Origin of the sequence: Streptomyces sp. Z423-1 (assembly GCF_013009255.1) — a bacterium.
Lineage (GTDB): Bacteria > Actinomycetota > Actinomycetes > Streptomycetales > Streptomycetaceae > Streptomyces > Streptomyces gossypiisoli.
This window is the reverse complement of sequence record NZ_CP053109.1, coordinates 7,476,914-7,490,335: the sequence shown is the minus strand read 5'-3', so window position 1 is coordinate 7,490,335 and position 13,422 is coordinate 7,476,914. Positions and strand designations below refer to the sequence as shown.

Below are 13,422 nucleotides of genomic sequence, written 5' to 3'. Positions count from 1 at the left end.
CCCTCTCCGGTCACGCTTCTGTCACAGGATCACGACATGTGTTTCGGCGGAACTCCATCACACGGATGGGCGGTTCCGTACGCCGTACGCATGTATTCGAACGCAATTCCTGTGCGTCGTCGCGGCCCTCCGAATAGCCCACAGGAAACGCCGCGGCGGACTCCCCTTGGAGGCATTTTCTTTCCCCTTCCGAGTGGGCCGGCGCGCTGCCGGAACTGCACAAGAGATACACGCATCCGGCACAGAATCCCCCTACGCCCCCTGTCGTGACCGCGGCCGCGCGAGCATCATGGCGGGAGCTCGCGGGCACCCGTGGCGCGGGCTCGGCGGGCCCGGGACGCGAGAGGCGAAGGGGCGAGCGCGGCATGGGGACGCAGACCGTACCGGCGACAGCACGACCCGTACCGACCCGGCGGCACGGCCGGGTGATCGTCGACTGGCTGACCACCACCGACCACAAGAAGATCGGCCATCTCTACCTGATCACGTCGTTCGCGTTCTTCCTGATCGGCGGGGCGATGGCGCTGGTGATGCGCGCCGAGCTGGCCCGGCCGGGACTGCAGATCGTGAGCAACAACGAGTTCAACCAGCTGTTCACGATGCACGGCACGATCATGCTGCTGCTGTTCGCGACGCCGAGCTTCGCGGGCTTCGCCAACGAGCTGATGCCGTTGCAGATCGGCGCCCCCGACGTGGCGTTCCCGCGGCTGAACATGCTCTCGTACTGGCTGTTCCTGTTCGGCGGGCTGATCGTGCTGGGCTCGTTGATCGTGCCGGGCGGGCCCGCCGGTTTCGGCTGGTTCGCCTACGCGCCGCTCAACAGCCTGGAACGCTCACCGGGCGTCGGCCCCGACCTGTGGATCATGGGGCTGGCGCTGTCCGGGTTCGGGACGATCCTCGGCGCGGTCAACTTCATCACCACGATCATCGGGATGCGCGCCCCCGGCATGACCATGTTCCGGATGCCGATCTTCACCTGGAACACGCTGTTCACGTCGATCCTGATCCTGCTGGCGTTCCCGGTGCTGGCGGCGGCGTTGCTGGTGCTGGAGGCGGACCGGCGGTTCGGCAGCCAGGTCTTCGACGCGGCGAACGGCGGCGCCCTGCTGTGGCAGCACCTGTTCTGGTTCTTCGGCCATCCCGAGGTCTACATCATCGCGCTGCCGTTCTTCGGGATCGTCACCGAGATCATCCCGGTGTTCAGCCGGAAGCCGATCTTCGGCTACACCACGCTGGTCGGCGCGACCATGGCGATCACCGGGCTGTCGATCGTGGTGTGGGCGCACCACATGTTCGCCACCGGGGCGGTGCTGCTGCCGTTCTTCTCCTTCATGAGCTTCCTGATCGCCGTGCCGACCGGCGTGAAGTTCTTCAACTGGACCGGGACCATGCTCAAGGGCTCGCTGTCCTTCGAGACGCCGATGCTGTGGTCGGTGGGCTTCCTGGTGACGTTCCTCTTCGGCGGTCTGACCGGGGTGATCCTGGCGTCGCCGCCGATGGACTTCCACGTCACGGACACGTACTTCGTCGTCGCCCACTTCCACTACGTGGTGTTCGGCACCGTCGTCTTCGCGATCTTCGCGGGCTTCTTCTTCTGGTGGCCCAAGTTCACCGGCAAGATGCTCGACGAACGGCTCGGCAAGATCCAGTTCTGGACGCTGTTCGTCGGCTTCCACACCACGTTCCTGGTGCAGCACTGGCTGGGCGCGGAGGGCATGCCCCGCCGCTACTCCGACTACCTCGCCGCCGACGGCTTCACCGCCCTCAACACGGTCTCGACAATCGGCGCGTTCCTGCTCGGCCTGTCGACGCTGCCGTTCCTCTACAACGTCTGGAAGACCGCCAAGTACGGCAGGAAGGTCGACGTCGACGACCCCTGGGGCTACGGCCGCTCCCTGGAATGGGCGACCTCCTGCCCACCACCCCGCCACAACTTCACCACACTGCCGAGAATCCGCTCGGACTCCCCGGCGTTCGACCTGCACCACCCGGAGTACGCCGAGCGCCACGTCGTTCAGGAGCCCGACGTTCCAGAGCCCGGCGCGGACGCCCCCGGGCGAACGTGATCACCTCGGTCAGCTCGACCGCCTCCTGTGGGACGCTGGGAGTGCGGCCCGCCATCCGGTGCCGCCGCGGCACTCGGCCGAGCCGGTCCGCTTCGACACCGAAGGCGGGGGCGGCTCCCGCCCGTCGACCATGCCGAGGAGTCGGCGGCCCCGACGCGCCGCAGCGGCACCGCGAGGCCGCCCAGGGTTCTCTTGGCGGGATCAGTCATCCAGGAGGCCGAGGATGGGCGAAATGATCAACGTCAACGGCGTCGAGTTCTGGGTCGAGCGTCGGGGCCAGGGACCCGACGTCCTGCTCATCGCGGGGCTCGGCGATCCCGCCGAAGTGTGGCAGGCACAGCTCGACGGGCTCTCCGACCGCTACCGGATCACCGCCTTCGACAACCGCGGCGCCGGGCGCACGCCGCTGCCCAAGGGGCCGCTGTCGGTGCCCGGGATGGCCGACGACGCCGCCGCGCTGCTGCGCGCGCTCGACATCCCCTCCGCCCACATCGCCGGTTTCTCGGGCGGCAGCGTCATCGCCCAAGAGCTTGCGCTGGGCCATCCCGGGCTCGTCCGCAGCCTCGTCCTCATGAGCACATGGGCTCGCTCCGACGCCTACTTCCGCACCATGACGGGCTTCTGGCACTGGATGGCCGAGCGCGCCCCGAGCGAGCGCGCCATGCTCGATGCGTTCTACTTGTGGATCTACACGCCGCGTGCACACGCCGACGGCACGGTCGACCGGTTCATCGAGGAGACGCTGGCCTTCCCCCACCCGCAGTCCACCGAAGCCTTCCAGCGCCAGCTCGAAGCGTTCAGAACCCACGACACGCTCGACCGCCTGGCCCAGATCACCGCGCCCGCCCTCGTCCTGGCCGGCGAACTCGACCGCGTCGCGCCACCGCGCCTCGGTCGCGTGGTCGCCGAAGGGATCCCGGAGGCCCGGTTCGAAGTACTGCCCGGAGAGGCCCATCAGCCCTTCCAGGAGGTACCGGACGTGTTCAACGCACGCGTCGACGCCTTCTGGCGTGAGGTGGAGGCACGAGGCTGAGGGGCGCCCGGACCAGTACCCAGCGCGCCGCAGGCCCCCAGCCCTCGATCGCGTTGCGTGGGCGGAGGGTCGATGGAAGGCTGAAGTTGTCGGCCCTCAGTCAGTTGTGGCGGTTGCGGGCCCCGAGGAGGCGTCGTGGCGGCTGCCGACGGGCCCTGACGACGACGCGCCGCCGAAGGGGGGCCGGCGGGGCGCGCCCATGTGATCCAGAGTGCGGCCGGCAGGCGGAAAGCCGGGGTGGTGCCGGGCGCGGGCCCTGCAGAGGAGTTCCCATGGACAGCGCGACTCTCGATGCGCTGCGCGAGACGCTGCGCGGACCGGTGATCGGTCCGCAGGACGACGCGTACGACGAAACCCGCGCGATCTACAACGCGATGATCGACAGACGCCCCGCGGCGTTCGCGCGGTGTGTGGATGCGACGGACGTCATCCGGACAGTCCGGTTCGCCCGCGAGCGCGGCCTGGATCTCGCAGTCCGCGGCGGGGGACACAGCGGCCCCGGCCTCTGCGTGGTGGACGACGCGCTGACTCTCGACCTGTCCCTGATGCGCTGGGTGCGGGTGGACCCGGTGACCCGCACCGCCTGGGTCGGCGCCGGCAGTCAGCTCGGCGACCTGGACCACGCCGCCCACGGATTCGGCCTCGGGACGCCCTCGGGCATCAATTCCACCACCGGTGTCGGCGGACTGACCCTCGGTGGCGGCCACGGCTACCTGACCCGCAGGTACGGCCTGACGGCGGACAACCTGCTGGGCGCGGACGTAGTGCTCGCCGATGGCACCTTCGTCACGGTGAGCGAGGACGAACGGCCCGACCTGTTCTGGGCGTTGCGCGGTGGTGGTGGGAACTTCGGGGTCGTCACCTCCTTCACCTACCGGCTGCACCCGGTGGACACGATCGGGTTCGGCGTGACCGTGTGGCCGGTCGAGCGGACCCGTGAGGTGCTGGAGTGGTACCGCGACTTCCTCCCGGGTGCGGCCGAGGACGTCTACGGTTTCTTCGCCCTGTTCGCCGTGCCGCCGGGACCGCCGTTCCCGGAGGAGATCCACGGGCAGAAGGTGTGCGGCGTGGTGTGGTGCCTCACGGGCGACCTGGGTCGAACGGATGAGATCTTCGCTGCTGTGGATCAGCCGGGCCCGCCGGCGTTTCATTTCGCGACGCCGATGCCGTATCCCGCGCTGCAGAGCATGTTCGACGAGCTGTATCGAAAAGGGTTGCAGTGGTACTGGCGGGGCGCCTTCTTCGACCGGATCGACGACGACGCGATCGACGTTCATCTCACGTACGGGCAGAACCTGCCGACCTCTCTGTCGACGATGCACCTGTACCCGGTCGACGGGGCCGCGCACCGGGTGAGCCCGGACGAGACGGCCTGGGGCTACCGCGACGCCGTCTGGTCCGGTGTCATCGCCGGCGTCGATCCCGACCCGGCCAACGCCGAACTCGTCAAGGAGTGGAGCCGCGACTACAGCAGCGCGCTGCACCCATACTCCATGGGCGGGTCCTACGTGAACTTCATGGGCGCCGACGAGGGCCGGGACCGTGTACTGGCCACGTACCGCCGCAGCTACGAGCGGCTCGCGGAGATCAAGCGGGCCTACGACCCGGACAACTTCTTCCACGCGAACCAGAACATCAAGCCCACCGGATCGCCCTGAGCACGCCGACCCGCGAGGCAGCCGGTCCGGCCGAGTATCACCTACCGGGACGCCGGCTCAGGTCCGCGCCGAAGTGCCGCAGCAGTTCGTGCTCCACCACCGGGGTGAGCGCCTCGACGAAGCCGTCCGCCAGGTGACCGTAGTCCCGGTAGACCATGGTGTTCCCCACCACGACCGGGCAGGTGCCGGACGGGGCGCAGACCCATTCGTAGGGGTCGATGGTCGTCACGTTCTCGGCGGCCGCCGCCGCCCGGATCGCCTCGGTGACCTCGGGCTTGGGGTCGGCGTCCGAACGGTGGCGGGCGCAGGAGCTGAGGCTGTCGGGGTGCGCCACCGCGCAGTCCACCGCGTTGTTCTTCGGCCAGGGGGTGTCCAGCAGGGTGAGCACCTGGGTGCGGCCCTGCTGAAGCATCCGGTACGTCTCGGCCTGCCCCTTCTCCCAGGCCTCGCCCATGTCGCCGCCCCCGTACAGCTTCGCCGAGTTGGAACTCGACGTGATGACGAGTTCGGGCTCCAGCTTCAGGATCTTGTCGAGGGTCACCGCCCTCCAGTCGTCACAGGTCGAGTACGGGCCGCCGTTGTACTCGATGGTGATCTGGGCGACTTTGCACGCGTTCTTGGTGAACGAGTAGAGCCGCCAGTGGTGCTCACGGGCGATCGAGTCGAGCGCCGGGAACCACTGCGCGACGTGCGAGTCGCCGAAGAGGACCACGGCGCGGTCGGCGGTGGTGTCGCCGTACAGACAGGGCTGCGTCTGCACCTCGTCGCTCATGGTGAGGGCGCAGTCGTCGGTGTAGACAGCGGACCTCTTGTAGGCCGTGTCCCGCATGCTCGGCTCAAGGTTGGACGGGAGTTTCTCCACCCGCTGCTGAAGCAGCTCGGTCAGTGCGGCACGGGGGTCGGACGCGGCCGCGATCGTCTCCTTGGTGTTCTGCCGCGCCACGCCCGAGTCCAGGACCGGCGGGAACTGCGCGGCGAACACCGCGGCCGCGGCCGCGACGGCCGACAGACCGAGCCCGAGCGAGAGCCCGCGACGGGCATGGGCCTTGAACGCGCGGTGGAAGCGCATCGGATTCTCGACCAGATGAAGCGTCAGCCAGGCGAGACCGATGCCGCCCAGTGCGGCGATCAGCCGCAGCGGCCCGTCGTGCTCGCCGAATCCGGCGGCGGCCGGAACGATGAGGATGAGCGGCCAGTGCCAGAGGTACCAGGCGTAGGAGATCCCACCGATCCAGACGGCGGGGCGCAGCGACAGGACCGCGCCCGCGCCGTAGCGGCCGGCCGCCGCGCCTCCGGCGAGGACGGCGGCGGCGCCGAGGACCGGGACCAGGGCGTTGTGGCCGGGGAAGCGGGTGCTCTCGTCGAAGGCCACGGCCGCGTAGCCGATGGCGGCCAGACCGGCCCAGCTCAGGGCCGCCGCCGCGAGGCGCGGGATGGTGTGGAGGCGGTGCGCCGCCAGCGCCAGCAGGGCGCCCACCGCCAGCTCCCAGATGCGCCCCTGCGACCCGAAGTAGGCCCAGGACGGGGAGGATTCGGTGAGGTGGAGGTTCAGGGCGAAGGAGGCGGCGGCCAGGGCGAGCAGCGGAAGCGCCAGCAGGACCCGGCGCCGGAAGAGCTTGAGGGCGACGATCAGGACGATCGGCCAGATCAGATAGAACTGCTCCTCGACCGCCAATGACCAGAAGTGCTGGAACGGCGAGGGCGGCACGTCCGTGTTGAAGTAGTCGGTCCCGGCCTCGGCCAGCCGGAAGTTGACGACATACCAGGCGGAGGCGATGGCGTCCTTGGCGTAGTCGGCGAAGCGCAGCGGCCCCAGGAAGAGCCAGGAGCCCGCCAGCGTCGCCAGGACGACGAGCGTGGAGGCGGGCAGCAGGCGCAGCGCCCGGCGGGCGTAGAAGCGGCCCAGTGCGATCCGGCCCTCGCGGCTCCATTCGCGGAGCATCAGCGAGGTGATGAGAAACCCGGATATCACGAAGAAGACGTCCACGCCGACGTATCCACCGGCCACGTAGGGCACGCCCGAGTGGGAGAGCACCACGAGCGAGACGGCCACCGCGCGCAGGCCCTGGATGTCCAGCCTCAGTCCCCCACCGCCCGTCGCCGCAGCGGACCGTGTCCCGGATCGCTCCCCCGGAGCGCCGTCCCGCGGTTTCGGAACGGATGGCATGGCATCGGACGTGGGCCGCAGGGGGTAGGCGAGACGGCGGACGGGCACCGTGAAGATCTCCTTGCTCATCGGAACCGGACCATCGAACTAACCCTCGATCCGGCCCGCGCTTGATGACACCATCATGACTTCGCCATAACGTGCAAGTGGACCTTGCCCGAAGTCAAGGTGACATGGATCGCCCCAGAACCCTGGCTAGGGCTCGTAGGCGAGGTGGGGCACGTCGAAGCAGTTCCTCGTCATCTCCCCCTGCGTCACCCAGCCCTTTCCGTCCTGCCAGCGCGCCACCGACAGACAGTTCCGGCGGGTCTTCGGCGGCTCGGACAGCGGCTCGAAGGTGACGGGGAGCAGCAGCCCGTCGGCGGTGTAGCCGTCGCTGCGGCGCACGAAGTCGTCGACGCACGCGCGCGTGATGCCGCTGTCGGCGCAGGCCCGCGCCGCGTCCGTGAACCACTTCGCGGCCGCCCAGCCCTCCAGCTGCCACTGCGAGTGCGCCGGCAGCCCTTCGGTGGCGTCCCGGAACTCCCGTACGGCCGCGTGGCCGGTGTCCTCGTAGTTGCGGCTCGCCCCGGTCGCCCACAGGGCGTTGCGGCAGCGCGGGGCGTCCCGGTAGTCGTCGGGGACGGTGGACGTCCAGTTCTGTACGTTCGTCACCTTGGCGACGACCTCGGCGCCGACGTCGTCCATCGCCTGGCAGAGCCGGGCGTTGCCGTGCGTGTCGATGGCGTCGAAGACGAGGTCGGCGCCCTGCTGCCGCAGATCGGCGGCCACGGCACGGAAGTTGGGCAGCGCGAAGTCGACCTGCTCGCTGACGACTTTGTACCCCTCGGCCTTCAGTCCCCGCTCCACGAGCCGCGCGTAGGCGGCGGAGGCGGCCTGGTTGTAGGAGACGACGGCGGCCGTACGGGCCCCGTGCGCGCGCTTGAAGTAGCGGTAGACCTCCGTGCCGCCGTACATCTTCCCGCCCCAGCCCGGGGTGCCGTCGCGGGGTGCCTGGCTGCCGTATATGCCGTACAAATGCGGATAGGTGTCGTAGGCGGCGCCGATGGGCTGGCCGCCGATGTCGGGCACGCGCGCGTGGGAGACGCGCGCGGCACCGGCGTAGTCCAGGGCGGTGGTGGCGACGAGGGCGACGACCCGGTCCTCGTCGATCAGCTTGCGCACGCACTCGTTGTTGCCGACGCCGCTGCCGCCGTCGTCGCACAGCCGTACCTCGACGCGGCGGCCGTCGATGCCCCCGCGCGCGTTGAGACGCTCGAAGTAGGCCCGGGCGCCGTCGCGCGGGCCGGTGAAGGCGTCGCCGCCGACGGGGCTGGTGGCGCTGGTGATGATGCCGACCCGCACCGGCGCGGCGGCGCCCGGTGGCGCGGCCGTACGTCCGCCGTGCTCGAAGTCGCTCTCCGGGAGGCGGCTGCCGCAGGCCGTGCCCAGGAGGGTCAGCAGCACCGCGGCGGCGGCCTCAGCAGCCCGGCAGCGGCGTCGCATCGCCGGTCTGGTTCAGCGCGACCAGGCCGCACAGGGTCTTGACGGACACCTTCCAGGCGCCGTCCTGCTCGACCGCCGTCCCGGCGGCGTCCGGCAGCGCGGTGGCGCCCTTGAGGGTCAGGGTGTACGTCACGTTCGCCTCGGTCGGTGAGGTGAACTCGACCTTGTCCACCCTGGCCCCGACCTGCGATCCGCGTTCGTCGCCGCTGAACGCCTGGAGCACCGGGGCCATCCGGTCGCCGTTCTCCAGGTACTTCTGCTTGTCCCGCAGGGAGGTGGCCGGGTCGAAGAACTCCTCCCAGTTCTGCCGGACTTCCCGCTCGGCCGCCGCCCGGTCGGCGGGTGCCGTGGCCGCCGGGCCCGTGGTCTCCTCCACGGTCGGCGTGGGCGGCGGACTGTCGCCGCCACCGCCGGCGTCGTCGCCGCACGCGGCGAGTGCCGGGGCGAGGAAGAGCAGCAGGGCGGCCGCAAGTGCCGTACCCCGTCCCGTGTTCCTGCGCCCGAGGTCGCTCCCGAGAACCATCTGGCTCACCACCGGATGTCGGTCCGGGCGGTGCGCGCCCGGAGCTTTCAGGGTCGGCTTGCAGAAGGCATAGTGCAAGCCATCGGCTGACACAGCCAGACGCACGACCTGTGGGAGCCATCGATGCGGACATCCCGACTGCGATCCGTGCACCCCGTCCTGTGGGCCGGCTGGGCCGCGCTCGCGGCGGGCGCGGTGCTGTGCGTGCTCGGCTGGTACGGCGTCTCCGGCGAGCGGTTCGCCGAGCGGCAGTTGCCCTACCTCGCCTCCTGCACGGTCCCCGGCGCCGCGCTGATCGTCGCCGGCGCGGTACTGCTCACCCACGGCCGCACCACCGTCGCCGCCGCGCGCGCGGAGGAGCTGTACGGGCTGCTGGTGGCCGCCGAGCCCGCCGACGCGGACGAGCCGGGGCAGGCGGCGGCCGTGCCGGTCGCGGTCAGCGGGACGTTGCTGATGGTGCCGGGCGGGACGCTGCTGCACCGCGCCGACTGCCCGCTGGTGACCGGCAAGGCGGAGGCGGTGCCGGTGGACGCGAAGCTGCTGGCGGGCGGCGAGTTGGGACCGTGCCCGATCTGCGAGCCCGCCGAAGCTGCCCCCTGATGTCCTCGCTCACCTACGACCTGACGCTCGCCGGGCTGTCGGTGGGCAGCGCCGCCGCGCTCACCGGGATCGGGCTGATCGTGACGTACCGCGCGACCGGCGTGCTCAACTTCGCGCACGGGGCGATCGCGATGGTGTGCGCGTACGGGCTGCGGCAGTGCGTGGTCGAGTGGGGCTGGCCATTGTGGCTGGGGGCCGTGGTGACGCTGGTCGTCGTCGCTCCGGCCCTCGGTGTGGCGCTGGAACGGTGGGTGTTCCGGCCGCTGTCGGTGCTGGGCGGAGATCCCGCGCAGACGCTGGTGGCGTCCATCGGTGTGTTCGTGCTGCTGGTGGGCGGGGCGGCCCTGCTGTGGGGGCAGGGGGCGCGGGACGACGCGCCGGTGCTGGTGCCGGACGAGCCGTGGGGGCAGTTGGCCGTCGTGGTCGTGCTGGCGGCCGGGGTCGCCGCAGTACTGCGTCCTTCCGGGGGACACCCCCGGACCCCCTGGTGGACGCGGTTCGGGCGGGAGCTGCGCGCGGTCGTGGACGACCGTCAGCTGGCCGTGCTGGGCGGGATCGACGCGGACCGGGTGGCGGCGGCGGGGTGGGCGTTCGGGGCGTTCACGGCGGGCCTGACGGGCGTGCTGCTGGCGCCGTACGTGCGCCTGGACCCGTACGGCATGCCGCTGCTGGTCATGGAGGTGGTGGCGGTCGCGGTGGCCGCACGGATGCGCGGTCTGCCGGTCGCCGTCGTGGTGGCGGTGGGCATCGGGGTGGCGCAGGCGCAGCTGACGCGGCTTCATCCGGGGGGCTGGGCCGAGCCGTTGCTGCAGGCGGTCGGCGCCAACCTGTTCGTGGTGGCGCTGCTGGTCGCGGCACTGGTGCTGCCCGGCGTCGGTACCCGGGACGCGCTGCCGCGCACGGCCACCGCGCGCGTGCCGACGCCGCCGGGCGCCTGGATCGTGGCCGGCGTGCTGTTCCTGCTGCCGCTGGGCTTCGCGGGCCGGGACCTGCATACGTCGGTGCAGGTCCCGGCGTTGGGCGTGGTGCTGCTCTCCCTGGTCGTCGTCACCGGGCGCGGCGGCCAGATCTCGCTGGGGCAGGCGGCGTACGCGGGCCTGGGCGCCCTGTTCACGGCCCTGCTCGCGGCCGGCCGCTTCCCGGGCCTGCCCCGGCTGCCGGAACTGGCCGCGCTGGCGGTCGCCGTCCTGCTGGTCGCCCCGCTCGGCCTGCTGACCGGCTGGCCCGCGATCGGCCGCCAGGGGCTGGCTCTCGCGCTGGCGACGTTCGCGGTGGGAGTCGGAGTGAGCCGCTTCGTCTTCGCCCAGCCGTACGCCACCTCGGGCCTCGCCCTGGGCCGCCCCGCGGGCTTCGAGGGCGACCGCGCCTACTACCTCCTGGAACTGGCCCTCCTGGCCGCCGCCCTGCTGGCGACGCACGCACTGCGCCGGGGCCGTACCGGCCGGGCGCTCGCGGCCATGCGGGACCACCAGTCGGGCGCGCAGGCCGCCGGGGTCCGCGTGCCCTCCCTGAAGCTGTTCGCGTTCGTCGCGGGCGCGGCGCTGGCCGCCCTCGGTGGCGGCATGCTCGGCATGGGGCTGCGCGCCTTCGACCCCGCCGCCTACGACCCCGTCCGCGGGCTGCTGTGGTTCGCCGCGATCGTCGTGCTCGGCGCCGACAGCACCCTCGGCGCACTCGCCGCCGCGGCCCTCCTGGTCGGCCTCGACGCGGGCACCCGCGGCGGCGTCGCGGCCGCCCTCGTCGGCCTGCTGGCCGTCCTCGTCGGCCGCTTCCCCGGCGGCCCGTACGAGGCCCTGCGCACGGCGGCGACCAGGCTGCGGCTGCGACGCGGGGGGACGCTCACGCCGCTGGGGGTGCGGGTGCGGAGGAGGGTGCGGCGGGTGGAGGCGGTGCGGAAGACGGTGGGGCCGGCGGGGCGGGCGCGGAAGAAGGTCCGGCCGGTGGAGCCGGAGGCCTCGCAAGTGACAGCTGCCCGGCCCCAGTCCCCAGTCCCCTCCCCCCAACCTCCCCCGATGCCCACACGCCCCGCCACACCACCCACCCTCCGCGCACGCGCCCTGCACGCCCGCTACGGCGGCTTCACCGCCCTCGACGGCGTCGACCTCGACCTCCCGCCCGGCCGGGTCACCGCGGTCGTCGGCCCCAACGGCGCAGGGAAGAGCACCCTCTTCCACTGCCTCGCCGGAACCCTGCGCCCCGCGCACGGGCGTGTCCTGCTCGGCGGACGGGACATCACCCGGCTGCCCGCCCACGCCCGTACCCGGCTCGGCATCGCGCGGACCTTCCAGCAGCTGGCCGTGTTCCCCTCGCTGACCGTCGCCGACAACGTGCGCGTCGGTGCCGAGCAGGGGCGGGTCGCCGATCCGGGGGCCGTGGAGCGGGCGCTGCGGCTGTTCGGGCTGGACGGGCCGGTCCGGGCGCTGCCCGCCGCCGGGCTGCCCACCGGCACCCTGCGCCGCGTCGAACTGGCCCGGGCCTTCGCGGGCGCCCCGCGCGTGCTGCTGCTCGACGAGCCCGCCGCCGGTCTGGACAGCGCCGAAGTGGCCGCACTGGCCCGCGTGCTGAGGGCGCTCGCCGCCGACGGCACCGCCCTGCTCGTGGTCGAGCACGACCTCGACCTGGTCGCCGACCTCGCCGACGTCGTGCACGTGATGACGGCCGGACGGATCATCGCCTCCGGCCCGCCCCGCCACGTCCTCGACACCCTCGGCACGCGGGAGGCCACCTCGTGACCATCGCCCTGCGCCACGCGCGCGTGCGCTACGGCCCCCTGGAAGCCCTGCACGGCATCACCCTCGCCGCCCCCTCCCCCGGCCTGACCGTCCTGCTCGGCCGCAACGGCTCCGGCCGTACGACGGCCCTGCGCGCACTCGCCGGAACGGTGCCGCTGGCGGGCGGCGCGGTGGTGTGGGACGGCGCCGACGTCACCCGTATGCCCGCCTTCGAGCGCGCCCGCCGCGGACTGTGCCTCATACCCGAACGGCAGGCCGTGTTCGGCTCGCTCACCGTGCGGGAGAACCTGGAACTCGCCGCGCCCTCCTACGACACCGCCCTCGCCGCCTACCCCCGGCTGGAGGCCCTGCTCGCGCGCCGCGCCGGCACGCTCTCCGGCGGCGAGCAGCGGATGCTGGCCCTCGCCCGGGCGCTGCCGGCACGCGTGCGCGTGCTGCTCGTCGACGAACCCGCGCAGGGCATGTCCCCGGCGGTCGCGACCCGGACGTACGAGGTGCTGGCGGCGCTGGACGCGTGCGTGGTGGTCGCCGAGCAGCGGCTGCCGCCCGCCCTGCGCGACCGACCGGCACTGGTGTACGAGTTGCGCCGTGGTGCCGTCGTCTTCGGCGGCGAGGCGGGCGAGCTGCTCAGACGCGAAGCGGCAGGCCGAGCATCGCGGGGGCGTCCTGCACACGGGCCGCATCCCCCGGGATGACCGGCGTCATGTGCCGCTTCGAGGGGGACGAGCGGCCCTTGAGGCCGTAGCGCTTCGCACAGACCGGCCAGGCCTGCCATCCCTGCACGGCGACGACCTCGCGGGCGACCGTGATCTGCTGCTTGCGGGTGGCGAGGTCCGCGCGCGGGGCGTACTTCAGGCCGCCGAACGCCTGCCAGGTGGACTGCGAGAACTGCAGGCCTCCGTAGTGGCCGTTCCCGGTGTTGAGGTGCCAGCGCCCGCCGCTCTCGCACTTGGCGACGCACCCCCAGGGCCACTGGTCGTCGGAGCACGAGGAGGGCGCGTGCCGGGCGGACGGTCCGGACGCCGGGGGCGGAGGCGCCGCGTGGGCGGCGACGGGGGCGAGGACGGTGAGCAGGGCGGTGGCGAGGGCGAGCATGAGGGGCGTACGGTTCATCGGCTCACGCTAGGCAGCGTGCCGTGCGGACCGGTCGAGCCGCGC

Annotated in this window: 10 protein-coding genes; 6 read left to right on the top strand and 4 right to left on the bottom strand. The window is 72.1% G+C overall.

Translation table 11 applies throughout. The features are described from left to right. The first annotated feature begins 365 nt into the window (after window positions 1-365). The 3 genes from ctaD to HJD23_RS33715 all read left to right on the top strand — a co-directional run bounded on the left by ctaD (window position 366) and on the right by HJD23_RS33715 (window position 4,757). Window positions 366-2,066 (top strand): cytochrome c oxidase subunit I, encoded by a 1,701-nt coding sequence (gene ctaD / locus HJD23_RS33725; protein ID WP_171134101.1) that lies wholly within the window; start codon window positions 366-368, stop codon window positions 2,064-2,066. A 223-nt stretch (window positions 2,067-2,289) separates the two neighbouring features. Then, the gene (locus tag HJD23_RS33720; protein WP_171111997.1) at window positions 2,290-3,099 is read left to right on the top strand and encodes an alpha/beta hydrolase; all 810 of its coding nucleotides are present in this window, start codon (window positions 2,290-2,292) and stop codon (window positions 3,097-3,099) included. 272 nt (window positions 3,100-3,371) lie between these two features. Further along, window positions 3,372-4,757 carry an FAD-binding oxidoreductase gene (locus tag HJD23_RS33715; protein ID WP_171111995.1) on the top strand — a complete coding sequence of 462 codons (1,386 nt, stop codon included), beginning with the start codon at window positions 3,372-3,374 and terminating at the stop codon, window positions 4,755-4,757. A gap of 37 nt (window positions 4,758-4,794) precedes the next feature. On the opposite strand, the gene HJD23_RS33710 is transcribed toward HJD23_RS33715, so the two are convergent. The 3 genes from HJD23_RS33710 to HJD23_RS33700 form a co-directional block, all read right to left on the bottom strand. Beyond that, on the bottom strand, window positions 4,795-6,993 hold the full coding sequence (locus HJD23_RS33710) for an acyltransferase family protein (RefSeq protein ID WP_232107638.1): 2,199 nt from the start codon (window positions 6,991-6,993) through the stop codon (window positions 4,795-4,797). 126 nt (window positions 6,994-7,119) lie between these two features. Next, window positions 7,120-8,409, bottom strand: coding sequence for an ABC transporter substrate-binding protein (locus tag HJD23_RS33705; RefSeq protein ID WP_171111993.1), 1,290 nt, complete (start codon window positions 8,407-8,409; stop codon window positions 7,120-7,122). Beyond that, entirely contained in the window at window positions 8,384-8,932 is a 549-nt protein-coding gene (locus HJD23_RS33700) for a hypothetical protein (RefSeq protein WP_171118512.1), read from the bottom strand. Before HJD23_RS33700 ends, HJD23_RS33705 begins: the two co-directional genes overlap by 26 nt. 123 nt (window positions 8,933-9,055) lie before the next feature. Between HJD23_RS33700 and HJD23_RS33695 the strand changes: the two genes are divergently transcribed. The 3 genes from HJD23_RS33695 to HJD23_RS33685 are packed head-to-tail and all read left to right on the top strand — an operon-like array spanning window position 9,056 to window position 12,959. Then, entirely contained in the window at window positions 9,056-9,532 is a 477-nt protein-coding gene (locus tag HJD23_RS33695; RefSeq protein WP_171111990.1) for a hypothetical protein, read from the top strand. Further along, window positions 9,532-12,264, top strand: a complete 2,733-nt coding sequence (locus tag HJD23_RS33690) for an ATP-binding cassette domain-containing protein (protein WP_171111988.1) — start codon at window positions 9,532-9,534, stop codon at window positions 12,262-12,264. The genes HJD23_RS33695 and HJD23_RS33690 overlap by 1 nt, the downstream gene beginning before the upstream one ends. Beyond that, a complete protein-coding gene (locus HJD23_RS33685; protein ID WP_171111986.1) occupies window positions 12,261-12,959 on the top strand; it encodes an ATP-binding cassette domain-containing protein in 699 nt (232 codons plus the stop codon). The genes HJD23_RS33690 and HJD23_RS33685 overlap by 4 nt, the downstream gene beginning before the upstream one ends. On the opposite strand, the gene HJD23_RS33680 is transcribed toward HJD23_RS33685, so the two are convergent. Continuing rightward, window positions 12,892-13,377 carry a transglycosylase family protein gene (locus HJD23_RS33680; RefSeq protein ID WP_171111984.1) on the bottom strand — a complete coding sequence of 162 codons (486 nt, stop codon included), beginning with the start codon at window positions 13,375-13,377 and terminating at the stop codon, window positions 12,892-12,894. The two genes, HJD23_RS33685 and HJD23_RS33680, sit on opposite strands and share 68 nt — an antisense overlap. Between the last annotated feature and the right edge of the window lie 45 nt (window positions 13,378-13,422).